We start from the raw sequence: 24,978 nt of genomic DNA, 5'->3' as shown, positions 1-24,978 counted from the left end.
TCAGGCAGGCGGCAGCCAACGAACCTGCAGTTTGAATGAATAAGGGTATATCTGTAACGGAGTAACCATGCAACAGGCACCACAGGCTCTTGCACCTGTCCGCCTTGATAAATGGCTTTGGGCGGCACGGCTTTACAAAACCCGCTCAGTCGCCAGAACAATGATTGACGGCGGAAAGGTTCATTATAACGGGCAGCGCAGCAAGCCCGGAAAACTGGTTGAAAACGGAGCAACTCTCGTCCTGCGTCAGGGAAATGATGAACGGACGATCCGCATTCTCGGCATAACAGACAAACGTCTGAGTGCACCGCTGGCACAACAACTCTGGGAAGAAACGCCGGAAAGTATTGAAAAGCGTGAAAAAACAGCACTCGCACGTAAAATGAATGCCCTGACAATGCCGCATCCGGAACGACGTCCTGATAAAAAGGAACGACGGACATTATTGAAATTTAAACACAGTAATTCAGATACCGCAGAGTAAAGCGGTCAACACGAGAGAAAATTATGTCTGTACAACACGATGCATTACACCGCTTCCTGTTTAACAAAAGTGACATCCGGGGAGAGCTGGTTTCCGCTTCCGACACATTGCAGCAGATTTTAGGCGATCATAATTATCCTGAGCCTGTCCGGCATTTGCTGGGCGAACTGCTGGTTTGTACCAGCCTGCTGACTGCCACACTCAAATTTGAAGGGGATATTACCGTTCAGATTCAGGGGGATGGCCCGGTTCATCTGGCGGTCATTAACGGCAACCATAACCAGCAGATGCGTGGTGTTGCCCGAATGAACAGTGATATTCCGGCCGGGGCAGGTTTGCGAGAGCTTATCGGCAAAGGCGTTATGGTCATCACGATAACCCCGGAAAAAGGTGAGCGTTATCAGGGCATTGTTGCTCTGGAAAGTGAAACGCTCGAAGCCTGCCTGGATAACTATTTCCGCCAGTCAGAACAGTTGCCGACCAGCCTGTTTGTCCGCGTGGCAGAGCATGACGGGAAATTACAGGCCGCCGGGATGCTGTTACAGGCACTGCCGGCATCAGCCGAAGTCCGGACACCGGAAGAAACACAGACTATATTCAGCCACCTGATGCAACTCACGGCGACTATTTCCTCTGATGAGCTGTTCACGCTGGATGCAGAAACGATCCTGTACCGCCTCTATCATGAAGAAGAGGTTGTACTCTACGAACCGGCTGCCATAAGCTTTCATTGCGGCTGTTCCCGTGAACGCTGCGCAGACACCCTGGTGACACTGCCGGAAGAAGATGTTACCCATATTTTACAGGAAGATGGCAATATTGATATGGAGTGTGAATATTGCGGCACTCATCATATCTTTAATGAACAGGATATCCGTGATATCCGTTGTCAGAAAGAACAGTTACTACACTGATTCGTTTAAGCAGTCCTGACACCAGGCCGCGCCGGTCTTTCCCGGCGCGGCCTTTTTGTTGAATTTTTCTTATGGTATCGAGTCAGCTCACAAAATAAGCTCAAAAAAAATCCGGATTTTCATTTATTTGATAGCTATCGCTGTTAACCAGTCGTAAACAATTATGATATCAGAAGATAATTCGATGACCAGGAGGCTTTGGATGAGCGCAAAAACGATGGCTGTAAACGAACTGGAGCAATACGGCATTACTGATGTCACGCAGGTAATCTACAATCCGAGTTATGATTTACTCTTCGACGAAGAAACCAGCCCCGGCCTGACCGGCTATGAACACGGCGTTGTCACCACCAGCGGCGCAGTCGCCGTTGATACCGGTATTTTTACCGGTCGTTCGCCGAAAGATAAATATCTGGTCAGAGATGACATCACCCGCGATACCGTCTGGTGGGCAGATCAGGGAAAAGGTAAGAATGACAATAAACCTCTGTCGCAAGAGACCTGGCTTTCACTGAAAAAACTCATCACCACGCAATTATCCGGCAAGCGCCTGTTTGTTGTTGATGCCTTCTGCGGTGCCAATGCAGATACCCGCCTGAAAGTCCGCTTTATTACTGAAGTCGCCTGGCAGGCACACTTTGTGAAAAACATGTTTATCCGGCCGGATGAAGATGAACTTCATAATTTTGAGCCCGATTTTATTGTCATGAACGGCGCAAAATGCACCAATCCGGACTGGCAGGCACAAGGACTGAATTCAGAAAACTTTGTCGCGTTTAACCTGACGGAGCGTATCCAGCTCATCGGCGGCACCTGGTACGGCGGGGAAATGAAGAAAGGCATGTTCTCCATAATGAATTATTTGCTGCCGTTACAGGGAATTGCAGCAATGCACTGTTCGGCAAACGTCGGGGAAAAGGGGGATGTGGCTATTTTCTTTGGGTTGTCCGGTACGGGGAAAACCACGCTTTCCACTGATCCGAAACGCAAACTTATCGGCGACGACGAACATGGCTGGGATGACGACGGCGTCTTTAACTTTGAAGGCGGTTGTTATGCCAAAACCATTAATTTATCCGCTGAGGCTGAGCCGGATATCTATAACGCCATCAGCTGGGATGCATTACTGGAAAACGTGGTTGTACGCCCGGATGGCAGTGTTGATTTTAATGACAGCAGCAAAACAGAAAATACCCGGGTTTCTTATCCTATCTATCATATTGAAAATATTGTTAAACCTGTTTCAAAAGCAGGACATGCAAACAATGTGATTTTCCTGACGGCGGACGCATTCGGTGTATTGCCGCCGGTCGCGGAACTGACCCCGGAACAGATGCAGTACCACTTCCTGTCCGGATTTACCGCCAAGCTTGCCGGGACTGAGCGGGGCGTGACAGAGCCGACGCCAACCTTCTCTGCCTGTTTCGGCGCGGCATTCCTGACACTGCACCCGACACAATATGCCGATGTTCTGGTGAAACGCGTGAAAGCGGCAGGCGCAAAAGCGTACCTGGTTAACACCGGATGGAACGGTACAGGAAAACGTATTTCAATTGAGAACACGCGTGCTATCATAGACGCCATTCTCAACGGGGATATTGATAAAGCGGCAAAACATACGCTGCCAATCTTTAATCTGGCCATTCCTCATGAGCTGCCGGGCGTCGATAGTCATATACTCGACCCGCGCAACACGTACGATAACGTGGCGCAATGGCAGGAAAAAGCAAAAGACCTGGCGGAACGGTTTGTAAATAACTTTGATAAGTATACCGATACTCCGGCCGGTCAGGCTCTCGTCAGCGCAGGGCCTTTGCCATAACCGAATAACAAAAAAAGCAGTGTGAGCAAAACAGCAGCCCCGGATCAAAAGTCCGGGGCTTTCTGTTTTAATCCGCAGCAGGCAGGTCAAACAGCAGTATTTCACTGTCTTCTGTAGCCCGCAGACTGAGCAAATCCTCATTACGGATAGCCACACCATCACTGGTGACCGCTGTGTGACCATTAATGGTCAGCGCACCTTTCACTACCTGGATCCAGATCATCCGCCCGCTCTGTGACTGATACGACCCTTCCCCGCCACCCGTCAGTGCCCAGCGCCACAGCGTCATATCCTGAAAGACTTTAAGCGACCCGTCGCGGGCATCCGGTGACAACACCAGCTGGCGTCCGTTTACGGCATCAAACCGGCGCTGCTCATAGCGCGGTGCCAGCCCTGTTGTATGCGGAATTATCCAAATCTGATATAAATGCAGCGCAGTCGCATCATCGGGATTATATTCCGAATGGCGGATCCCGGTACCGGCGCTCATAATCTGGAATTCACCGGCAGGCACCTGCTCTTTATTTCCCATACTGTCCTGGTGCTCAACCGCCCCTTCCAGGACATAGGTCAGGATCTCCATATCTTTATGCGGATGTGTACCGAATCCTTTACCTGCTTCAATAAAGTCTTCATTAATCACCCGCAGGGCAGAAAATCCCATAAAGTCCCGGTCATAATAATCAGCGAATGAAAAAGTGTGCCAGCTTTCAAGCCAGCCGTGAGTTGCATGACCACGTTCATTTGCAGAGCGTACATAAATCATAATTTGTCTCCTTAATCTGATAAGAAACAGTTTACGTCCGTCACAGAAATAGACCAGCAGGGCTGATTAACGTAAGGATCCAAAAAATTTGAATAAGTATTACGGAGTATTAAGGGCGGGAGATTACGGCGCATAGTTTTCACACCGGGGCCGCGGGAATAGCCGGTAAAACGGAAAGACGCTGACACATCCCTGTCCGCTCGGATCGCGCCATCCATGGCGCTTTACGCTTTCCGTTTTTTTACCGGCTACTCCCGGATGAACTTTAGTACTGTAAAAACCAAAGGATTCATCTGCTAAATAATCCGGTTTCCGCCACGAAATATACTTTCTGGTTTTGGCCCACACACACTTTCCCCGACGCCATTCGTGTTGCAGGAAGGCGGCGACGCAGCAGGCCACGGGAGCATACATCAGTATGTGACCGGGGCAGGCGAGGAAAGCCAACGCACCTGCGGCGCGAATGGATAAGGGGAAAAAAAAGCCGGCGCAAGGCCGGCTAAATAAACACTGGAAGCAATGTGAGCAATGTCGTTCTTTCATCTGAACCCTGAAGGTGGTCATCTGAAAGTGAATTAATGATAATGGTTATCAGTATCATTTGTAAAGCACTTTTTGCTTAGTTCTGTGTACAATTACTGTCATTTTCCGTTAACTCACTGATCCGGTAGTTTATTTTAACTTAATTTAATAATTCCATAGGGTTACTATGGATTTGTTCATCTGTTCAGCACTCAGCCGGGGCAAACGGCAGCGCCTGCGCACATGCCCACGCCGAACTCCATGCCCACTGAAAGTTATACCCTCCGAGCCAGCCGGTGACATCTGTCACTTCGCCGATAAAATACAGACCCTGTACATCCCGGGCTTCCATAGTTTTTGATGAAAGCGCCAGGGTATCCACGCCGCCCAGCGTCACCTCAGCTGTCCGGTAACCCTCTGTACCGTTCGGTTGTACCTGCCAGTTCTGTAATTTATCCGTAATTTCCTGCTGTGCCGCTTTTGACAGCTGGTTAAGTGCAACATCCGGTAAATCACCCATTGTCTGTAAGCACTCCACCAGCCGCTTAGGCAGCAGTTTTGCCAGCGCATTGCGCAGACTCAGATTTGGGTGTTTTTCCCGCTGAACAGAAAAGAACTCCGCCAGATCAGCCCCGGGAAGTAAGTTAATGCTCACATACTCGCCGGGTCGCCAATAACTGGAAATTTGCAGAATGGCAGGACCTGACAGCCCGCGATGGGTGAACAGAATATTTTCTACAAAGAGCGTTCCGTCCTGCGCCGTAACGGTTGCAGGCACTGCCACGCCGGAAAGAGCCTGAAGCTCTGTCAGCAGGGGCTTATGCAGGGTAAACGGCACCAATGCCGCACGGGTCGGTAATACAGGCAAACCAAACTGCTCTGCAAGACGATAACCAAACGGTGTTGCCCCCAGGCCCGGCATTGATAATCCGCCACAGGCAACTACAAGTGAGTGTGTACTCACTAGCTTTCCGTTGACCGTAACAACAAATTCCTCTCCCTGCTTTTCCACAGAGGTCACTTCACTGCGCAATCTGACCGTCACCGCACCCAGCTCACACTCTGCCAGCAGTAAATCAATAATCTGCTGCGCTGAATCATCACAAAAGAGCTGCCCGAGCGTTTTCTCGTGATACGCAATCTGATGTTTCTGCACCAGCTCAATAAAATCCCACTGTGTAAAGCGAGCAAGCGCTGACTTACAAAAATGCGGATTATTACTCAGATACGCTGCCGGTTCGGTATACAGGTTAGTAAAATTACAGCGCCCACCCCCGGACATCAGAATTTTTCGTCCGGCTTTTTTGCCATTATCGAGAACCAGCACACGCAAGCCGCGCTGCCCTGCCTGTGCGGCACAAAATAATCCGGCAGCACCTGCGCCGATAACTATTGCATCAAACTTTTCCAAAATTATGTTCTCTATGGCTAAAAATGTGGCGAAATCCCGGTAAATGTCTTAAATTTGTCATAGTGTTTAAATCAAGCTATAAATTTGTCATTTTTTATTTAGGAGCCTAACCCGATGATATATAAGCGCTAACGATTTTTACGCCTGATCTTCAGAAGGTATCAAATCAAAAAAAGGCTATATTTCACTTCCCCGGGACGCATTTGTCGCTGATAATGCGCCGCGTTCATGTCCAACAACTGGCTTAACGTCTATGCTACATCTATTTACAGGCCTGGAATTCCATACCGGCCTTTTGTTAGTACTGGCTCTGATTTTCGTGCTGGTTTACGAAGCCATTAATGGCTTCCATGATACCGCAAATGCGGTAGCAACTGTTATCTATACCCGGGCAATGCGGGCTCAGCTTGCCGTTGTCATGGCGGGTGTTTTTAACTTCCTCGGAGTACTGCTCGGCGGTCTGAGTGTGGCGTATGCGATTGTGCATCTCCTACCCACGGATTTACTGCTGAATGTCAGTTCAGCCCATGGCCTTGCCATGGTCTTTTCCATGCTTCTCGCCGCCATCATCTGGAACCTGGGCACCTGGTACTTCGGTATTCCGGCCTCAAGTTCTCATACTCTGATCGGCGCCATTATCGGGATCGGCTTAACCAACGCAGTTGTCACTGACAGTTCTGTGGTGGATGCGCTTAATATTCCGAAAATGGTCAGCATCTTCCTCTCACTGATTCTGTCACCGTTAATCGGTCTGGTCATCGCCGGGTTAATGATCTGGTGTTTGCGCCGGTACTGGAGTGGTACAAAAAAACGTCGCCGCATTCACTTAACACCGGCAGAACGTGAGAAAAAAGACGGCAAACGTAAACCGCCATTCTGGACACGTACAGCCCTTATCCTCTCAGCAGTCGGCGTCAGCTTCTCGCATGGCGCAAATGACGGGCAGAAAGGCATTGGTCTGATTATGCTGGTTCTGATTGGTGTCGCACCTGCCGGCTTTATGGTGAATATGAATTCCAGTGATTACGATATCGCCCGTACGCGGGATGCTGTCGTGAATCTGGATCAGTATTACACCACGCACAGGGAAGCATTAGCACACGCTATTGAGCTGACACCTGCGGCTGGCGCAGAAAATGCCGTTCCTGATGAGCAGTTCCATTGTGACAGCTCACGCACCGGCATTGTATTACAACAGGCACAAGGGCTGCTCAGTAATATTCATACCTACAGTGATTTATTACCTGAACAACGTAGTCAGATGCGCCGTCTGCTGATGTGTATTTCGGATACTGCCGCAGAAGTTGCGAAGTTACCGGAAACCAAACCAGAAGATGCCCGCTTCCTGAAACGTCTCTCTAATGACCTGCTGAGTACCGTTGAGTACGCACCAATCTGGATCATCATGTCTGTCGCACTGGCCCTGTCACTGGGGACAATGTTCGGCTGGAAACGTGTTGCGGTGACCATTGGTGAGAAAATTGGTAAGAAAGGTATGACATACGCACAAGGTGTATCCGCACAGGTTACTGCAGCGGTCTCTATCGGTGTGGCAAGTTATACCGGCATGCCGGTTTCAACCACTCAGGTGCTCTCCTCAGCCGTTGCAGGGACCATGATTGTTGATGGCGGGGGCGTTCAGTCCAAGACCATCAAGAACATCCTGCTGGCGTGGATACTGACCTTACCGGTCTCTATTATTCTGTCCGGTTCGCTTTACTGGATTTCCCTGCAAATTATCTGACCGCAGGTTGTTATCCTCAGAAACTGAAAAGCCTGACGGCAGCAGCTGTCAGGCTTTTTTTTTCTTTTGATCTCTTTGTCTTTTTTGTTTTACTGCCAGATAAGCATCATCAGTAATGAGGCAATCACAATACCGCATATCGCACTGATCATCGTAAACTGGCGGTGAATACGCCCACAGCGTAAAACGACCTCAGGGTCATGATGAGTGAGATATTCCCGCTGATTAATATAGCGGATAAGGCGCAATTGTTTCTGCCACTGAGTATAATCCGTAAAAGCATTATTACCGCCGACTGCGTGGTAAAGCAGAGGATCACACTCACGCAAAACAGAGAGCAAGGCCCGGATTGAAGAATAAAACCGGATCATGTTAATCAGACAAAGAAAACATAACGCCCAGAACAGTGTAGCAATGCTGAACATAATCCACCCCTCAGACTATCCGCAGAGAAGGAACCGGTGATATCAGTGTTAATCACAGCGTACTGATAACATTCTATGTATTCAGTATGGACAAAGCTGTGAGGTTCCACAAACTATCGCATTCTTTCACACTGTAGTTTAATAGTTAAGTCTCCTGAAAATATTGGTTTTGCCACTCACAGCCTTGTTAGAAGCACACAGACTGTTATATCTTATAAATCAGATATTCTGCGTAATATAATAAAAGCGTTGAGTTGTGATCAGTATTACACTCTTTAATGATATGAAGCAGTTATAGTATTCATCAAAGATAGCGGCGTAAGCCCTGCCAACCCCTTAACACTTTGAACGGAAGGAATTTCTTTATGGCATATAAACATATTTTGGTCGCAGTCGATCTCTCTCCTGAAAGTGAAGTGTTAGTGAGCAAAGCGGTTTCTATGGCGAAGCCTTACGATGCAAAAGTGTCGTTGATCCACGTTGATGTCAATTATTCTGACTTATACACCGGGCTTATCGATGTTAACCTGGGCGACATGCAGCAGCGTATTACTGAAGAAACCAGTAACTCACTGAAAAATTTATCCAAAAATTCCGGTTATGAGATTCAGGAAATGCTCAGCGGCAGCGGTGACCTTGGTCAGGTATTAGTCGATGCTATCAGAAAATATGATATGGACCTGGTTGTCTGCGGGCACCATCAGGATTTCTGGAGCAAACTGATGTCTTCTGCACGTCAGCTGATTAACACCGTTCATGTCGATATGTTGATTGTTCCGCTGCGTGACGATGATACCGCATAATCTTCTGTTGCAATATTATTCATATAAAATGCCTGCTTATGCAGGCATTTTTTTTAGCTGAAAATAAGGCGGCTGATCCGCCGCAAAATGCCGTCAATGAATTTTTTTTGTCATATATGTAAAAAACAACTTGAAAACCAGATATAAACAAGAGATAAATTCAAGTGGTAAATGCAAACACATCTCACATTATCAGAAAAATAAAATAAAAATGTCCGGGATACCTCACAATGTAACGTAACCCGACATCATTCGTGTCACAGATATGTTGTTCGCAGGAATGTTCCGGAGAACCTGCTCCCGGGAGATGAGTGTGGCCTATATATCTTGGGTATGAATGCATAAGGGTAAGACAGACAGGAAAATAAACATGAGTAACTCTATCTCTTTAGAAACGTTTCTGGAAAGTGTTCAGCGCCGTGATCCGTCACAACCTGAATTCCTCCAGGCAGTACGTGAAGTGTTCTCCACACTATGGCCATTCCTTGGCAATAACCCGCAATACCGCGATCAAAACCTGCTCGCTCGCCTTGTTGAACCGGAGCGTGTTATTCAGTTTCGTGTCACCTGGGTGGATGATCAGAATCAGGTACAGGTTAACCGTGCGTGGCGCGTGCAGTTCAGCTCCGCTATCGGTCCGTACAAAGGCGGTATGCGCTTTCACCCGTCAGTAAACCTCTCTATTCTCAAGTTCCTGGGCTTTGAGCAGACACTGAAAAATGCGCTGACCACACTGCCGATGGGCGGCGGGAAAGGCGGTTCTGATTTTGATCCGAAAGGAAAAAGCCAGAGCGAAGTTATGCGCTTCTGCCAGGCACTGATGACCGAGCTGTACCGTCATCTGGGACCGGATACGGATGTCCCTGCCGGTGATATCGGTGTGGGTGGTCGTGAAGTCGGCTACATGGCCGGCATGATGAAAAAACTCTCCAACAACACCTCTTGTGTATTCACCGGTAAAGGCCTCTCTTTCGGCGGCAGTCTGATCCGTCCGGAAGCCACAGGTTACGGGCTGGTTTACTTCACACAAGCCATGCTGGAACGCCACGGAATGAGTTTTGAGGGTATGCAGGTTTCCGTTTCCGGCTCCGGCAACGTAGCGCTGTTTACTATCGAAAAATGCCTGTCGCTCGGTGCAAAAGTTATCACAGCATCAGACTCCGGCGGTACTGTTGTCGATAAAGATGGTTTCACCACAGAGAAACTGACTCGTCTGACAGAAATCAAAAACCGTTACGGTCGTGTGGAAGAGTATGCGAAAGAGTTCGGACTGGTGTATCTGAAAGATCAGACGCCGTGGTCAGTTCCCGTTGATATCGCGCTGCCGTGTGCCACTCAGAATGAGTTGGATCTGGCGGATGCACAGGTGCTTATCAAAAATGGTGTCAAAGCGGTTGCTGAAGGCGCGAATATGCCGACAACCATTCCGGCAACAGATGCATTCCTGGCTGCCAATGTGCTGTTTGCACCGGGCAAAGCAGCAAATGCCGGTGGTGTGGCAACATCCGGTCTGGAAATGTCACAAAACTCAGTGCGCATGAGCTGGAAAACAGAAGAAGTGGATGCGCGTCTGCATCACATCATGCTGGATATCCACAACGCCTGTGTGCAGTACGGCAGCGAAGAGAAACAGACTAATTATGTACAGGGTGCGAACATTGCCGGGTTTGTGAAAGTGGCTGACGCAATGCTGGCACAAGGCGTTCTGTAAGTTTTAATTTGTTGCAGCAGTAAGTGTCTGTCGTGTCAGTTACGCGGTAAACACAGTGTCGAAGGGGGTATAACAAGCGGTACGGAAGTCTCACTTGTTGCCCCTTCGCGAAACGGGAACTGCCCTGTCCCCCTTTCACACTGACCGCATCAGTTATTCAGCTTCGGCCTCTGCTTTCATGCAGGGATAGATATCAAAACGATGGCTTTTTGTCTCCAGCGCAGCCGGTGCTTTCTGCCCCGCTAACGGCTCTGCGTAATCCGGACGCTTCACCACTACCCGCCGGGTTGCAAGTGCCAGAGCAGGCGACAGCAGTTTATCTGCATCCTCATCAGCCCCCACCAGCGACTGAAATACCCGCATCTCTTTTTTGACCAGCGCACTTTTCTGCCGGTGCGGATACATCGGGTCAAGATACACCACTTCCGGCGGCGGCGAAATATCCGCAAGGGCATCAATACCTGACGCGTGGATCAATACCATCCTCTCACGCATCCAACTGCCGATTTCACTGTCCTGATACGCGCGCTGCAAGCCGTCATCCAGCAATGCCGCAACAACCGGATGTCGCTCTATCATGCGCACCCGGCAGCCCAGAGACGCCAGCACAAACGCATCACGCCCCAGACCGGCAGTTGCATCCACCACAGACGGCACATAGGATTTTTTAATTCCGACCGCTTTCGCAACCGCTTCCCCGCGCCCGCCGCCGAAACGCCGCCGGTGTGCCATGGTACCACCCGCAAAATCCACACGGATCCCGCCGAGTTTCGGTTCATCGCACTTGCGAAGTTCCAGCCCTTGCGGTGTCAGTACCAATGCCATCGGTGCCGTTTCATCATGCACCAGACCCCACCGCGCAGCTAACGCGTTAAGGGCGCAGTTATCTGCGCCCTCCTCACACTGTAAACGAATATTCACTTATTACCCGTTGATTCCGTAGCCTTTTAACATAGCATCCAGCTCTGGTTTACGTCCGCGGAAGCGCTCAAACAGAACCATCGGCTCTTCTGAACCACCACGGCTGAGAATGTTATCCAGGAAAGATTGCCCGGTGACCGGGTTGAAAATCCCTTCCTCACTAAAGCGGGAGAATGCATCTGCCGCCAGCACATCCGCCCACAGATAACTGTAATAACCTGCTGCATAACCGCCTGCAAAAATATGACTGAACGCATGCGGGAAACGGCTCCACGGCGCACCCGGCACAACAGAGACTTTCGCTTTCACCGCAGACAATACCGGCATAATCTGCGCGCCGGCGGCCGGGTCATATTCTGCATGTAAGGTGAAATCAAACAAACCGAACTCAAGCTGGCGCAGGATAAACATCGCAGACTGATAATTTTTTGCCGCCAGCATGCTGTCGAGCAGCGACTGAGGCAATGGTTCACCGGTTTCATAATGACCGGAGATAAACGCCAGCGCGTCCGGCTCCCAGCACCAGTTTTCCATAAACTGGCTCGGCAGTTCGACCGCATCCCACGGCACACCATTGATACCGGAGACATCTGCCACATCAATCTGTGTCAGCATATGATGCAGACCATGACCAAACTCGTGGAACAATGTCAGCACTTCATCATGGGTAAACAGCGCCGGCTTATTACCAACCGGTTTATTAAAGTTACAGGTAAGGTACGCCACCGGTTTTTGCAGGGAATTATCAGCATGACGCATACGTCCGATGCAATCATCCATCCAGGCACCGCCACGTTTGTGTTCGCGGGCATATAAATCCAGATAGAAGCTGCCGCGCAGCTCACCGGTGCTATCAAATAAATCAAAGAAACGGACATCCGGATGCCAGGTTTCAACACCAAAACGCTCTTTGGCGGTGATCCCGTAGATCCGGCGGATCACTTCAAACAATCCGCTGATCGCTTTTTCTTCCGGGAAGTAAGGACGTAGTTGCTCGTCACTTATCGCAAACAGATGCTGTTTTTGTTTATCCGCAAAATACGCCATATCCCATGGCTCGAGTTTATCGACACCATACTGCTCTTCAGCAAAAGCAGCCAGCTGTACAACTTCCTGTTCACCCTGATGATGTGCCCGTTCAGCGAGATCATTGAGAAACGCCAGCACCTGTGCCGGGTTTTCCGCCATTTTGGTGGCGAGGGACTTTTCCGCATAATTTTTAAAGCCGAGTAGCTGAGCCAGTTCATAACGCAGCGCCAAAATCTCCGCCATTACATCACTGTTATCCCATTTACCACCATTCGGTCCCAGCTCTGATGCGCGGGTGCCGTAGGCTTCGCTCATCTCTTTGCGCAGCTCCCGGTTGTCTGCATACGTCATCACCGGCAGATAACTCGGCATATCCAGGGTAAATAACCAGCCCTTATCGCCTTTTGATTCCGCCAGTGCCTGAGCTCCGGCAACAGCACTTTCCGGCAGTCCTGCCAGCATTGCTTCGTCGGTAATCAGCTTACTCCAGCCCATCGTGGCATCCAGCACATTATTGCTGTACAGCGAACCAAGCTCTGACAGGCGTGCTGAAATTTCGCCATAACGCTTTTGTTTTTCAGCCGGTAAACCAATGCCGGATAATTCAAAATCACGCAGTGAATTTTCAATCGACTTGCGCTGCGCCTGAGATAAAGACGCAAATTCCGGGCTTGCTTTCAATGCTTTATACGCATTGTATAACCCTTCATGCTGCCCCATCCAGGTACTGAACTCTGACAACAGCGGCAGACACTGCTCATAAGCTTCACGTAATTCCGGACTGTTTTTAACCGAATTCAGATGACCGACCGGCGACCAGACGCGGGATAATTTATCACCGGCTTCCGCCAGCGGAACACAGACATTTTCCCATGTAAAATCAGGAGCATGACTCATCACCTGCTCAACCGTCTGACGATAGTTATCCAGCGTTTCTTTTACCGCAGGCACAATACATTCGGGATTAATGGCAGAAAATGCCGGTAACTGATTCTTAGTCGGAGAAAGCAAAGGGTTCATCATAAAAAACATCCTGTTAGCTGTCTGGTGTACATCCGCCTGACGGCGCATATACAAATGAGAAGTGAAAACCGAAACTTCTTATAACATGGGGACATTATCCGGCAAGTTCAATGATTTTTCGTGTTATTGCGCTGAGTAAAAATCATTCGCGCAAATAATCACACTATTCTGATGCGCCGCAGAAGAAAAGCCATAAGAGAACTTTTGAATCGCTACCGGAAAGCGTATAATATGCAACCTCGAAAAGGAAGATCATCGTCCCCGGTGGGGCGGCCGGATTTCAAATCCGGTTGGGGCCGCCAGCGGTCCCGGGCAGGTTCGACTCCTGTGATCTTCCGCCACTCAAGTTCAGTGCAACGCCATTAATTCTATTAAATTCATTACTCAATCAATCTGCGACAAACAACTAACCTTCCGGGCTATTTTAACATTTATTTTTCAGGGTATATTGGTAGCATTGGTTTTCATTTGGTTGGGATAACAGTTAGTAAAACGGAGGCAATGTAATGAGCGATAATCTTCCTGAAGCACCACAGGGCGAATTTGTTTTATTCCGAAGTGAAGATGGCCAGACTCACGTCGAATGCCGCTTTGAGTCCGATACGCTGTGGTTGTCTCAAGCATCCATTGCTGAGCTGTATGGTAAAGATCCCCGTACAGTTAACGAGCTTCTTATTAATATTTTTACTGAAGGTGAACTTGCTCAAAACTCAACCATCCGGAAATTCCGGATAGTTCAACCAGAAGGCAATCGACAGGTTTCCGGAGAGATCGGGCTATGCGTATTCATCTACTGAACAAGTCCCGTAAACTGTATCGCAGCGTCAACACAACTACGCGGCATTATTCTAATAATCCGGGTGCTGAGTATTGCCGGGAACGCAATTGTAAAAAAGTCGGAGATGAGCTACTGGCAAAGCGCGGAACAATGCATGGCCGGCAAAAGCGCGACCGGGACTACACGCCATTATTTTACTTTCTGATCAAACAGATTGGAAAATCGTGGGATGAAATATTCAGTGAAGTATGTGGACGTCTTGATACCACCGGGCCGGTATTCTGGTTGGTTGCGCTACATGAGCATCAGCGAAGGGATTTAGTCTGCATTGGCGAAAGTAGCTTTTATCCGGGCCTGTTTGTTGATGAGAATGGAATTCTGCAACAGGTGAATCCTTCGATTACGGGAAAGGACGTTAAGGTGACCTGCCGCTGCTGCACACACACTTACATTGGTGAGCCGGTGTCCGGGATGGATTGAGTGACAATACCGCCACTCAGGTTCAATAGAATTCCATCAATTATGTTAAATTCAAATTATTACTAAATCAGTCTGCTATAAAAACTAACCTGCCGGACTATTTTAATATTTATTTTTCCGGGTATGCTTTATCTGGGTTAATTTCTGACTAGAAATCAGTCTTAGAAAAACCAGTCATATTATCCAGTCCCATTTCGCGGCCTAATGCCGTCATTGGATGGACAATTATCAGGCCTCGTACGGCTTTCTTCAGCTTGCCAATATCAGCTTGTTCTTTCTTAGTGATAGGGCGTTTGAATGGCATATCCACTAACTTCTGCGCTTCTTTGCTTAGTTTCGTGTTACGTACCGCCTTCAAACGAACGATTTCAATTTCCAGCGCCGCTTTTTCTTTCTCAAGCTCTGCATGCTTTTCCGCTTCGTTCGTTAACTGTATACTTGCCATCTTGTGACGAGTAAGGTCTAAACGATCGTTAAGAAGTTTAATTTGTGCTTTTTCGATTTCTTTCATTATTAATTAACCGTGAATAAATTTCTTTTTCTTGTCGCCAAGTATACACCATTCTGCGTAAGAGGGCGAAAAGGGATACTGGTTGGTCGCTATTCACAAATTTGATCTGGCTGTTAGACTCAACATCAAGACACTTTTTTTCGTGATTCTCTAACAACCACTACCACTCAAAAACCAATTCGGGAGCACTATTTCAGTAAACTAATTTGCCCATCAAATATGACTCCTGTGATCGACAAAAAACTAATCTCCCCAGCTATTTTAATATTTATTTCTCCGGGTATATCGGCAGGATTGAGTCGTATTTAGTTTAGATAACGGTCAGTAATGTGTGACTATATTTCTGAAGCACCACAGCGAAAATTTATTCTATTTCAAAATGAAAATGGCCAAATGCACATTGAATACTGTTTTGAATCCGATATGTTGTGATTATCTCAAGCTATGATTTATCGTGTTTTTATTGAAGAATAAGACCACCATTAGATGGTCTTACCCATTTTATTGTCTTACTCGTTTTGGTCTTTTTTATCATCATGAACCAGATGATATGCTGATCGCGCCCGCGGATGGATAAAGAAATGACCTGCTGGCGCGTTATGAGTTTTGATATGTATCATCGATATTCCGGTTGTTTTACCTTGCTTATTATGAAATGCATAGATAATAAATGGCACCAGAAAAATGACCACAAAGCTGATACCAAGTAACATCACATAGGATTCATTACTTGCGCCTCCGGGTAATGAACTTGGCGGAAAGAACGAAACAACAAAGGCAAGGACAGAAATAATAAAACCGGCAGATGCAACAGCAAGTTTAAAGCCCTTACCACCCGGTATATTAAATACCCGTTTTTTCTCAGGCTGTTTGCAGACTAAATACATATATCCGAGAAACAACATAAAATAACTGCACAGGTAAATAACAACGGTTAATGCTAATGCGATCAGGAAAGACGTATTACCTCCTCCGCCACTATTGGTAAGCACAATGATGGCAACGGTAGTAATCGATAATTGAGAAATGACTAATGTAACCGGAACACCATTTTTATTCACCTTAGCAAAGCTTTTCGGTAAAATACCTTTCTGGGCAGCAACATACATTCCGCGTGATGGACCCACAATCCATGATGCGATTTCTGCCAGCACACCTAATAATAAGAGTGCTGCAATGATACGAACCGTCCATTCAAGCGCAGGATTAAAACTTGATACCAGAACATTGAATGTCTGTACCACACCTGCGGACAGATTTATTTCACTGGCCGGAATGGCAACCGCGACAGATAATCCGCCAATTGAACTTAAACAAATAGCCGCTATCATCAATAAAAACATCGCAGCCGGATAATCTCTTCCCGGATTTTCCATTTCATTAACGTGTGTTGCCGAGGCTTCAACACCCATATAACTCAATATAAAAGCAACAAAAACCACCAATGTACCTATTTTTGTGAAGTCAGGGAAAAAAGTAGATGCACTGATTTCAGTAGCTAAAGGTGCGCCACTGACGAGATAGCTTATAGCAAGAAATACCAAAATAAGAGCCGGTAATAAAATACCTGCAAAGAAACCTATTTTAGCTATAGTTGCTGTATATTTTGTGCCACCGAATTGAGAAAATGCCAATATCCATAATATAACCAATGCACCGATAGTTTTAATTATCGGGTCGTTATTAAGCTCCGGCCAGTTAAGAATATAAGATAATGCCCCTAATACAAAATAGAGCATAGGTATAAAGCCAATTGCAATTTGTAAATAACCAAATGAAATAGCAGCAAAACCCCAACGCTCACCTAATGTATTAGAAACCCAGGCAAATATTCCGCCCTCTTCCCAACCTTCCACAGTCGCCATTTCCGCCGCACAAAGAGCGACAGGAATAAACCACAATAATCCGCCTAATAAAAGGAAAAAAACCAAGCTAAAACCGGAAGTTGCAAATGTCGGGTATTCATATACAGCCATTACCATAGATGCGGTAATAGCAAAAAAACCCAGTAAAGTTAGTTTTTTAGCACCAGACGCTGTCGCTGTCATACTATCCACCTAATATATTTAATAAAATCGGTTCTTTTATCTGTGCTTCGCCGACAGGCCAAAGAACATTACGTTCTCCGGCCCGATAAATACAAACAGATTTAGCTATGATTAAATCCACCGCCCTCTTCTTCAGACAGTGGTTTATTGACAGGGTGCTTATCAAAATAGTTTAAGGTACGTTTGAAATCTTCAATTAACAATGTTGCTAAATCTAAACTAACACCGTGACGAACAAGGATACGTTGTACAACAAGGTCTTCTCTGTTCGCCGGCATAGAATATGCAGGAACCTGCCAGCCGCGACTGCGCAATTTATCTGCAATATCGTATAGTGAATAGTTATAAGCGGTTGAACTTTTTTTAAGTTTCCAGGCCAGTGCAGGAATACCTTTTTGGCTGTCACCATCAAAAATCATTTCAAATGGCCCTAATTTTTCAATTTCACTGGCAAGGTATTGTGCGGTTGCATAGCATGCATTATGAATCTTTGCGTAGCCCTCACGACCTAAACGCAGGAAGTTATAGTATTGAGCAATAATTTGCCCGCCGGGACGGGAGAAATTTAAGGCAAATGTAGGCATATTACCGCCCAAATAATTCACATTAAAAATCAATTCTTCCGGCAATTCTTTAGCTTCACGCCAGATAACCCAGCCGGCTCCGAGAGGTGCCAGACCAAATTTATGGCCGGAAGCATTAATAGATTTGACGCGGGGTAAACGGAAATCCCATTCAAGTTCAGGTGCGCAGAATGGGGCGAGGAAGCCACCGCTTGCGCCGTCAATATGAATAGGAATATCTAAGCCGGTTTCTTTTTGTAATTTATCAAGTGCATCATGAACAGCTTTTACAGGTTCATATTGACAAGTAAAGGTCACGCCAAGAGTAGGAACAACACCAATCGTATTTTCATCAACCCGTTTAATGACTTCTTCCGGGCTCATGATAAGCCGATCACCTTCGAGTGGTATTTCTCTGAGCTCAACATCAAAGTAACGGGCAAATTTATGCCAGCAAATCTGAACAGGACCGCAAATTAAGTTTGGCTTATCTGTTGATTTACCTTCGGCAATCCGTTTGTTACGCCATTGCCATTTCAGTGCTAAACCACCCAGCATTGCGGCTTCTGAGGAACCAATAGTCGAGCATCCCAATGTATTTTCCGCATCGGGTGAATGCCAGAGGTCAGCAAGCATATGCACACAACGGTTTTCAATTTCAGCTGTCTGCGGATATTCATCTTTATCTATCATATTTTTATCAATAGACAGATCCATTAATTGCCGGATTTCATCATCAACCCATGTCTGACAAAATGTAGCTAAATTTTGTCGCGAGTTTCCATCCAGCATTAATTCATCACGTACCGCACTAAATACATTGCGCGGATCGCTTTCTTTGGCAGGGAATTTTTTTTTCGGTAATGAGCATGATAATGCCAATGAAGCATATATATCATCTGACTCACTATACTTTGGTGATTTACTATTCATGTTAAAAAGCTCCTTAAATATATAATGTAGATTATTTATCAGAACTGTATACCCAATATCATTCAAGACGCAGGCCGTAAGTACTGCCAACGAACCTGCAGTTTGAAAGAACAGGGCATGTAATGGTCGATAATTCTGTAAATTTAACAGAGAACGAAATAACCATTACTTTATTGCATAAGTATTAATCTCTGATCCGAACTTGTCAAATTATCTGATTTTATTTATATCGCAACAATATTGATTACAATACGTACAAACAAATTACCAACCAACTGATTAATAAAAAATAATCAACTAAATAACCCCACCAATAGCAGTGCATTACCCTATATTAATTGACATATAACGCCAAGTTACCCAAAAAAAGACTAAAATTTGATATATTTATTTGTAAAATGGGATTTATACCATAACGCCAGAGGCGTTATTAATTAAATTTCTTCGTAACTGCGGGTAATGTATTTACTTCGACAATAAACATAGAATATTATTATAATTTCATCAGTCTATGACGTATTTTTATTTTATTTTATAATTTTAGTTTAGGAGTATTTTTAAATTAAATTATCTTGTATCAAGATACAAAATATTATCATATCCGGGAATAATTAACTCTGTAAAAACGAATTGAAATATTCAATTCCAAGTTGTACTCTTCAGCCTGATAGTAAACATAACAGATAAAGCACTATAGCCCGTTGCTGATAATCAATTTCCAATTTGTTGTGTAATGGCTTACCCGATTTATGTCTTATTTTATATTTCTTTTAAAATCAATAAATAATGAGCTATCGGCTATTCCTGTATTGTTGACTGCAGCATTGCTTCGTGGTGGTTCAGGGGTGTCTGAATACCGCTCCATTTACTATTTTGATTGCTGCGATTGTAAGTTGAGTAATTTTATCGTAACCAACCGCCTATATTAATTCTGCTGCGAAGATTAAAAAATCGCTCACGGCTTCGTATTTTTTGTACAGTAACTGTCCGGTTTTTAAATCTGTATATATCCGTATTCCTTCAAACTACAGGGATATCATCATCCCATAAACCAGGGTTAATAATACACCAAAGATAGTTAGCCGGTAAAAAACCCCGCGCCCGGTGTACTGACTGTCTGATACATCAATATTCCGGCAATGATAAATATTCCCCCTGCAATCAGGCGTAAATATTCACCATAGCGCAGATTCATGCCTCTTCCCTGAGCATGTGTCAGGCGCAGTGCCAGAAAACGCATACTGTGAACAAACAAGGCGATAGCGCACAGTGTGATCCCGGTTCCCAGCGCCATGGCAAATGTGGCTATAACGCCCCAGTGAAAAACACCAATAACAGCAGAGAACAGTAAGACCAGCAATGCACCTGAACAAGGGCGGCAACCCATCGCAAGGATCATACCGGCCTGTGTCCGCCAGTGTCCGGTTAATGCATCGTCAGCTACAACATGCTGATGCCCGCAACCACAAGCTGGTATCTGCTGACCGCCGCGATGAACCTGCGCCGGTTGTAAAACCGCCGATGATTTGAGTGGCAGCGGTGTGACCTTTTTGATAGCGAATAATTTAACAGGTGTAGCTACCACTAACCGGCGGAGCGCACGGATAATAATAAATCCGCCCAGTGCGATAATAAACACATAGCTCATTTTTTCGGTTAACTGACTGATATGATTAAGCTGTCGTGTTGAAAGTTGCAATATAAATAATACAACCGAAACTAATACGACCGCGACAGTTCCCTGAAGCAGGGAAGCCAGAAAACTTAGTAATGCACTGTGACGTAATTTAGCCGGATGTGTGGCGATATAAGCAGACAGGATCACTTTGCCGTGACCCGGTCCAAGCGCATGCAGCAGACCATACAAAAAACTGAACAATACCAAAAGCCCGCCAGCCCGCAGCGGATCTGACGTTGCCAGTCCGATAAGCGTTGCAAGCTCAGTATTCAGGTTTCTTTGTAATCCGGTACTGATATGCAGTAAGGATGGCCATGCGCTGTACAGTAAGTAGCTTCCCGGTAAAATAATGATCAGGAATAGAATCCATAGCGCAATATGACCGCGCTTTATTGCCTGTCTCTTTATTAATGGCATTGCAATGTGACCCGCTGTGCAAACTGACGACCTAGTGTAAGATCATCATCCGGGGTTTCCCCGGTATCTAATGATAAGGCGTAATTTTTAAGCTCATCCGACGGCTGAACCTCAACTAAGGTCAGTTTGCATGCTGATTCTGGCGCCACTGAAAGATGCAATGTCCCGCTGTCGGTATACGTCATACTGACAAAAAAGGTCGGTTCATATGTCAGCAAGTCAATCGTGCTACCTGCCAGCGGGATCGGGTGTAATAGTGACACACGAAACGACATCACAATCTGTAATCCCTGCCGGGTCATCTTGTATTCATCGGGAAATAATTTCAGCGGTTGTTTTTTATTCTGATAATAGAGTTCTGAAAAATAAGATTGTCCGATAATATTCGCCATGACAGATGCCGCCTGCTTTTTCCATTGCGGGCTGTCTTCCTCTGTTTTCAGTAAATCATACAAAATATCTGCGGATGTCATCGGGTCCATCACCCACACATAGCTCAGTCCGGTAAGATGATGATTATCAGTAACTAATGTGGTATCCATCTCAATAAAACTGTGCGGGTGCGCCATGACACGTGGACTGAAAAAAAACATCAAAATCAAAAAAACAGATAATACCGGATATCTGATTACCTTCTTATGTTCCATGCAGGATCCCATTACAACATCACGTATTGATATAATATAACATAGCAATTCGTAACCAGAAACAGACTCCTTAACGGATAACAATTGCATTATCATTAATAGCATCTGTTTTTATGCATAAAACATAATCAGTATAATCCCGTGAAAATACGGTATCCGGGTGCAATATTATTCTGCTTGCCCGGACAAAACTAATCATAAAAAGACTGAAGTGTATTCTCTGCCACAGATCTGCCCGAATCATTCACTAGCTCAATAAAACACCATAAAGATATCACCAAAAGCGCCGATAACGTAAATATACGCTTATCTGTTCCCGGGAGATTTATATGTCCTTGTATCCGTCCCGCATTTCAACCCGCCTGACCATCGGGGGCATACTGCTCCTTGCCATCACCACTGCGATTATTATTGTTATCATGCTCTGGCGGGGGCAGCCGCGCGTTGTCGAAATAAATACAGCATTAATCGAAGAAACCGGACATGGACTGACCGCCCGGGTGAGCACAATTTTATCCCATATCGACGGAAAAACAGTCAGTCTGGCACGGTTGTCAGAAGTACTGCCGAATGACGAAGCGTTGTATCAACATATTCCGCCAAACCTTATCGGCGGACAGAATAATGCCATTATTACCGGTGGTGGGATCTGGCCGGAACCGGGCGCCTTTCTGCCGAATGTGGCAAAACGCAGCTTCTTCTGGGCACGTAACAGCACGGGGGAATTAATTTTCTCTGATGAATACAACACGGAAAACGCAAGCGACTACCATAACGAGAGCTGGTACAAAAATGCCCGCGAACACACGACGGATACCTGCCTGTGGTCTGATGTATATCAGGATGCTGTTTCCGGTGTGAATATGGTGACCTGTAGTGTGCCTTACCGCGTTGGCGGTCAGTTTTCTGGTGTCGCAACAACGGATATCCGCCTGAATAATATTGCCGCCATTATGCAGCAATATGGTGACAGCACCGGTGGCTACGCTTTTGTGACAGACCGGCAGGGGCAATTAATTTATTTTCCCGGCGACGATAACAAAAAATTCAAAACATTTGATGAGCTTGCCGCCCAATCCGTATGGCTGTCGCCGGTTGCAGAAAGGCTGAAGCAGCAACATTCCCCGCAATCCGGTATCGACATAATAAAACTTGATGATGACAAACTGCTGGACAGCGCGTCACAAGTAATGCTTTTTCCGATGGAAGATACAGGATGGGTTATCGGCCTTGTTACACCGGAAAACCGGATCACCGGTTTGGCAAAAGTCATGATGCAGGATGTACTGGAAGCCCTGCTACCTATAATGGCACTGTTGCTGCTGGGATCCTGGCTGGTTGTACGCCGGTTAATCACACGGCTGGATGATACCCGCAAGGCGCTGGATGATATTGCACAGGGAGAAGGTGACCTTACACGGCGTATGGATGTGCGGGGCAAAGATGAAATTTCAGCGATTGCGCAGGCGTTTAACTTATTCGCAGATAAAATATCCACCATGTTGCTTACTGTCCGCAACAGCAGTGCTGTTGTAGCCGGAAATACTGTCAGTCTGGCAGATAACAATAATGAGCTATCCGCCAGGGTAACACAGCAGGCAGCGGCGCTGGAGCAGAGTGCATCTGCGATGGAAGAACTGAATGTTACTGTCCATCAGAATTCAGAAAATACACTTCAGGCAGATAACCTGGCAGAAAGTACAGCGCAAACAGCCAGCCGCTGCGGTGATATGATGCAAAATGTTATTTCAACCATGAATAATGTAAGTACATCATCGGGCAAGATGGTTGAGATTGTGTCTGTCATCGACAGCATTGCATTCCAGACCAATATCCTGGCATTGAATGCGGCGGTAGAAGCCGCCCGTGCCGGGGACTCCGGTCGCGGATTTGCTGTTGTTGCATCAGAAGTCAGAACACTGGCGCAGCGCAGTGCGCAGGCCGCACAGGAAATTAAAGTTCTGATTGATCAATCGGTATTGAATGTGGGAACCGGCAGCCGCCAGGTCAGTGAGGCGGGTGAAACATTGGCCGATCTGGTAATGGATGTGCTTCAGGTAAGACAATTAATGAATGATATCCGCATCGCCGGAGAAGAACAGAGTAAAGGTCTTGCTGAGGTAACTATGGCCGTATCTGAAATGGATACAACGGTTCAGCAAAACGCGACATTAATTGATGATGCCGCTTCACGCACACAGATCCTGAGAAAAGAAGCAGAGCAGCTTGCAGAGATGGTTTCAGCCTTTAAATTGCCGGAAACACATTAATCAATAATGTAATCAAACACCGGGTTGATACTTTATCAGCCCGGCATTCATTCTGGTGATTATTCAAAATCCGCCGCATCATGGCGTTCACGCAGTAGTTTTTCTGATGGATCGCCTGTACGGTTGACCCGGTGCCCTCTCTGTACACCCGGACGGGCAGCTACCTGATTTGCCCAGCGGATCACATGGGGGTAATCACTCACAGATAAGAACGTTGCCGCACCATATAATTTTCCTTGTACCAATGCGCCATACCATGGCCAGATGGCGATATCCGCAATGGTATAGTGCTCACCCGCGATAAACTCATGCTCAGCTAGTTGATTATTCAGAACATCCAGCTGTCGCTTGGTTTCCATTGCATAGCGATTAATCGGGTACTCATATTTTTCTGGTGCATACGCATAAAAGTGACCAAATCCCCCGCCGACAAATGGCGCGGACCCCATCTGCCAGAATAGCCATGATAATGTTTCAGCCCGTGCAGGTTGATTTACCGGTAAGAATGCTGCAAATTTCTCAGCCAGATACATCAGGATCGAGCCGGATTCAAATACCCGTATAGGTGCTATGCCACTGAGATCAACCAATGCGGGGATCTTGGAGTTCGGATTAACACCGACAAATCCGGAACCAAATTGATCACCTTTGCCAATATCAATAAACCAAGCGTCATACTCCGCCCCTTTAATGCCTGACTCCAGTAATTCCTCAAGCATGATCGATACTTTCTGGCCGTTAGGTGTTCCCAGCGAATAAAGCTGTAATGGATGCTTGCCCACCGGCAGGGCTTTATCATGTGTCGCCCCGGAAACGGGACGGTTAATATTAGCAAATTTACCGCCGTTACCTTGCTTCCATTCCCATACATCCGGCGGGGTATACGTTGAATCAGCCATCGGTTATCTCCTCAGTGTTGATTATCCCGGTGATATAACCAGGAATGCAGCACTATACGGTTTTTATTATGGACATTTAATTTACCATCAGCAGTGCAAAATAAAAATTCTTGTTTCATTCATGGATAGTATCGGGATTTACTGCATCAGGTCAGGAGAAGGATAACCGGGGAATATCA

The 24,978-nt window shown here is 46.4% G+C and carries 19 protein-coding genes, 1 tRNA gene and 1 pseudogene; 10 read left to right on the top strand and 11 right to left on the bottom strand.

All coding sequences use genetic code 11. The features are described 5' to 3' along the window. Positions 1-67: 67 nt before the first annotated feature. From hslR to pckA, 3 genes are all read left to right on the top strand, one after another. A complete protein-coding gene (hslR, locus tag ACMHKJ_RS16440) occupies positions 68-484 on the top strand; it encodes a ribosome-associated heat shock protein Hsp15 (RefSeq protein ID WP_413495590.1) in 417 nt (138 codons plus the stop codon). A 23-nt stretch (positions 485-507) separates the two neighbouring features. Further along, positions 508-1,398 carry an Hsp33 family molecular chaperone HslO gene (gene hslO, locus ACMHKJ_RS16435; protein ID WP_413495588.1) on the top strand — a complete coding sequence of 297 codons (891 nt, stop codon included), beginning with the start codon at positions 508-510 and terminating at the stop codon, positions 1,396-1,398. Between the two features lie 202 nt (positions 1,399-1,600). Next, positions 1,601-3,220: a phosphoenolpyruvate carboxykinase (ATP) gene (gene pckA, locus ACMHKJ_RS16430; RefSeq protein WP_413495586.1), complete on the top strand. Its 1,620-nt coding sequence runs from the start codon at positions 1,601-1,603 to the stop codon at positions 3,218-3,220. Positions 3,221-3,287: 67 nt separating this feature from the next. Here the strand turns inward: pckA and ACMHKJ_RS16425 are convergent, their stop codons facing one another. Both ACMHKJ_RS16425 and ACMHKJ_RS16420 read right to left on the bottom strand, forming a co-directional pair. After that, on the bottom strand, positions 3,288-3,986 hold the full coding sequence (locus ACMHKJ_RS16425) for a pirin family protein (RefSeq protein ID WP_413495584.1): 699 nt from the start codon (positions 3,984-3,986) through the stop codon (positions 3,288-3,290). Positions 3,987-4,713: 727 nt separating this feature from the next. Then, positions 4,714-5,919: a BaiN/RdsA family NAD(P)/FAD-dependent oxidoreductase gene (locus tag ACMHKJ_RS16420; protein WP_413495582.1), complete on the bottom strand. Its 1,206-nt coding sequence runs from the start codon at positions 5,917-5,919 to the stop codon at positions 4,714-4,716. A 253-nt stretch (positions 5,920-6,172) separates the two neighbouring features. Here ACMHKJ_RS16420 and pitA point away from each other — a divergent pair, with 253 nt between their 5' ends. Further along, positions 6,173-7,663, top strand: coding sequence for an inorganic phosphate transporter PitA (gene pitA, locus ACMHKJ_RS16415; protein ID WP_067368441.1), 1,491 nt, complete (start codon positions 6,173-6,175; stop codon positions 7,661-7,663). 89 nt (positions 7,664-7,752) lie between these two features. Here pitA and uspB read toward each other — a convergent pair whose 3' ends face one another. Next, a complete protein-coding gene (gene uspB, locus ACMHKJ_RS16410) occupies positions 7,753-8,088 on the bottom strand; it encodes a universal stress protein UspB (RefSeq protein WP_067368438.1) in 336 nt (111 codons plus the stop codon). 365 nt (positions 8,089-8,453) lie between these two features. Here uspB and uspA point away from each other — a divergent pair, with 365 nt between their 5' ends. Beyond that, complete coding sequence (gene uspA, locus ACMHKJ_RS16405) at positions 8,454-8,891, top strand: universal stress protein UspA (protein ID WP_067368436.1); 438 nt, start codon at positions 8,454-8,456, stop codon at positions 8,889-8,891. A gap of 370 nt (positions 8,892-9,261) precedes the next feature. Further along, a complete protein-coding gene (gene gdhA / locus ACMHKJ_RS16400; RefSeq protein WP_413495580.1) occupies positions 9,262-10,602 on the top strand; it encodes an NADP-specific glutamate dehydrogenase in 1,341 nt (446 codons plus the stop codon). Positions 10,603-10,755: 153 nt separating this feature from the next. Here gdhA and rsmJ read toward each other — a convergent pair whose 3' ends face one another. Both rsmJ and prlC read right to left on the bottom strand, forming a co-directional pair. Beyond that, a complete protein-coding gene (gene rsmJ / locus ACMHKJ_RS16395) occupies positions 10,756-11,523 on the bottom strand; it encodes a 16S rRNA (guanine(1516)-N(2))-methyltransferase RsmJ (RefSeq protein ID WP_413495579.1) in 768 nt (255 codons plus the stop codon). Positions 11,524-11,526: 3 nt separating this feature from the next. After that, positions 11,527-13,575, bottom strand: a complete 2,049-nt coding sequence (gene prlC / locus ACMHKJ_RS16390; protein WP_413495577.1) for an oligopeptidase A — start codon at positions 13,573-13,575, stop codon at positions 11,527-11,529. Positions 13,576-13,821: 246 nt separating this feature from the next. Here prlC and ACMHKJ_RS16385 point away from each other — a divergent pair. The 3 genes and pseudogenes from ACMHKJ_RS16385 to ACMHKJ_RS16375 all read left to right on the top strand — a co-directional run bounded on the left by ACMHKJ_RS16385 (position 13,822) and on the right by ACMHKJ_RS16375 (position 14,833). Then, positions 13,822-13,916: transfer RNA gene (locus ACMHKJ_RS16385), tRNA-Sec, on the top strand. Between the two features lie 165 nt (positions 13,917-14,081). Further along, positions 14,082-14,348: pseudogene (locus tag ACMHKJ_RS16380) on the top strand (hydroxyacid dehydrogenase); the annotation flags it as partial. A 5-nt stretch (positions 14,349-14,353) separates the two neighbouring features. After that, positions 14,354-14,833, top strand: coding sequence for a hypothetical protein (locus tag ACMHKJ_RS16375; protein WP_413495575.1), 480 nt, complete (start codon positions 14,354-14,356; stop codon positions 14,831-14,833). A gap of 148 nt (positions 14,834-14,981) precedes the next feature. Here ACMHKJ_RS16375 and ACMHKJ_RS16370 read toward each other — a convergent pair whose 3' ends face one another. From ACMHKJ_RS16370 to ACMHKJ_RS16350, 5 genes are all read right to left on the bottom strand, one after another. After that, positions 14,982-15,344 carry a YibL family ribosome-associated protein gene (locus ACMHKJ_RS16370; RefSeq protein ID WP_413495573.1) on the bottom strand — a complete coding sequence of 121 codons (363 nt, stop codon included), beginning with the start codon at positions 15,342-15,344 and terminating at the stop codon, positions 14,982-14,984. A 509-nt stretch (positions 15,345-15,853) separates the two neighbouring features. Beyond that, complete coding sequence (gadC, locus tag ACMHKJ_RS16365) at positions 15,854-17,392, bottom strand: glutamate:gamma-aminobutyrate antiporter (RefSeq protein ID WP_413495571.1); 1,539 nt, start codon at positions 17,390-17,392, stop codon at positions 15,854-15,856. Positions 17,393-17,493: 101 nt separating this feature from the next. Further along, a complete protein-coding gene (locus ACMHKJ_RS16360) occupies positions 17,494-18,888 on the bottom strand; it encodes a glutamate decarboxylase (RefSeq protein ID WP_413495569.1) in 1,395 nt (464 codons plus the stop codon). 1,078 nt (positions 18,889-19,966) lie between these two features. After that, positions 19,967-20,983 carry a nickel/cobalt transporter gene (locus tag ACMHKJ_RS16355; RefSeq protein ID WP_413495567.1) on the bottom strand — a complete coding sequence of 339 codons (1,017 nt, stop codon included), beginning with the start codon at positions 20,981-20,983 and terminating at the stop codon, positions 19,967-19,969. Beyond that, on the bottom strand, positions 20,974-21,552 hold the full coding sequence (locus ACMHKJ_RS16350) for a DUF1007 family protein (RefSeq protein ID WP_413495565.1): 579 nt from the start codon (positions 21,550-21,552) through the stop codon (positions 20,974-20,976). Before ACMHKJ_RS16350 ends, ACMHKJ_RS16355 begins: the two co-directional genes overlap by 10 nt. 407 nt (positions 21,553-21,959) lie before the next feature. Between ACMHKJ_RS16350 and ACMHKJ_RS16345 the strand changes: the two genes are divergently transcribed. Next, entirely contained in the window at positions 21,960-23,900 is a 1,941-nt protein-coding gene (locus ACMHKJ_RS16345) for a methyl-accepting chemotaxis protein (RefSeq protein WP_413495563.1), read from the top strand. A gap of 59 nt (positions 23,901-23,959) precedes the next feature. Here ACMHKJ_RS16345 and yghU read toward each other — a convergent pair whose 3' ends face one another. Beyond that, positions 23,960-24,799, bottom strand: a complete 840-nt coding sequence (yghU, locus tag ACMHKJ_RS16340) for a glutathione-dependent disulfide-bond oxidoreductase (protein ID WP_413495561.1) — start codon at positions 24,797-24,799, stop codon at positions 23,960-23,962. Between the last annotated feature and the right edge of the window lie 179 nt (positions 24,800-24,978).

The organism is Morganella psychrotolerans, from assembly GCF_965118875.1.
Lineage (GTDB): Bacteria > Pseudomonadota > Gammaproteobacteria > Enterobacterales > Enterobacteriaceae > Morganella > Morganella psychrotolerans_C.
The sequence above is the reverse complement of the archived record's forward strand: the minus strand, read 5'-3'. Positions and strand labels throughout refer to the sequence as shown.

Bases quoted from the DNA above. Each gene is read 5' to 3' on its own strand.
- ACMHKJ_RS16345 (WP_413495563.1), top strand. From the start codon at position 21,960: ATGTCCTTGTATCCGTCCCGCATTTCAACCCGCCTGACCATCGGGGGC.
- prlC (WP_413495577.1), bottom strand. From the start codon at position 13,575: ATGATGAACCCTTTGCTTTCTCCGACTAAGAATCAGTTACCGGCATTT.
- gdhA (WP_413495580.1), top strand. From the start codon at position 9,262: ATGAGTAACTCTATCTCTTTAGAAACGTTTCTGGAAAGTGTTCAGCGC.
- ACMHKJ_RS16370 (WP_413495573.1), bottom strand. From the start codon at position 15,344: ATGAAAGAAATCGAAAAAGCACAAATTAAACTTCTTAACGATCGTTTA.
- gadC (WP_413495571.1), bottom strand. From the start codon at position 17,392: ATGACAGCGACAGCGTCTGGTGCTAAAAAACTAACTTTACTGGGTTTT.
- ACMHKJ_RS16350 (WP_413495565.1), bottom strand. From the start codon at position 21,552: ATGGCGCACCCGCACAGTTTTATTGAGATGGATACCACATTAGTTACT.
- ACMHKJ_RS16360 (WP_413495569.1), bottom strand. From the start codon at position 18,888: ATGAATAGTAAATCACCAAAGTATAGTGAGTCAGATGATATATATGCT.
- ACMHKJ_RS16425 (WP_413495584.1), bottom strand. From the start codon at position 3,986: ATGATTTATGTACGCTCTGCAAATGAACGTGGTCATGCAACTCACGGC.
- yghU (WP_413495561.1), bottom strand. From the start codon at position 24,799: ATGGCTGATTCAACGTATACCCCGCCGGATGTATGGGAATGGAAGCAA.
- uspA (WP_067368436.1), top strand. From the start codon at position 8,454: ATGGCATATAAACATATTTTGGTCGCAGTCGATCTCTCTCCTGAAAGT.
- ACMHKJ_RS16355 (WP_413495567.1), bottom strand. From the start codon at position 20,983: ATGCCATTAATAAAGAGACAGGCAATAAAGCGCGGTCATATTGCGCTA.
- hslR (WP_413495590.1), top strand. From the start codon at position 68: ATGCAACAGGCACCACAGGCTCTTGCACCTGTCCGCCTTGATAAATGG.
- ACMHKJ_RS16375 (WP_413495575.1), top strand. From the start codon at position 14,354: ATGCGTATTCATCTACTGAACAAGTCCCGTAAACTGTATCGCAGCGTC.
- pitA (WP_067368441.1), top strand. From the start codon at position 6,173: ATGCTACATCTATTTACAGGCCTGGAATTCCATACCGGCCTTTTGTTA.
- pckA (WP_413495586.1), top strand. From the start codon at position 1,601: ATGAGCGCAAAAACGATGGCTGTAAACGAACTGGAGCAATACGGCATT.
- hslO (WP_413495588.1), top strand. From the start codon at position 508: ATGTCTGTACAACACGATGCATTACACCGCTTCCTGTTTAACAAAAGT.
- uspB (WP_067368438.1), bottom strand. From the start codon at position 8,088: ATGTTCAGCATTGCTACACTGTTCTGGGCGTTATGTTTTCTTTGTCTG.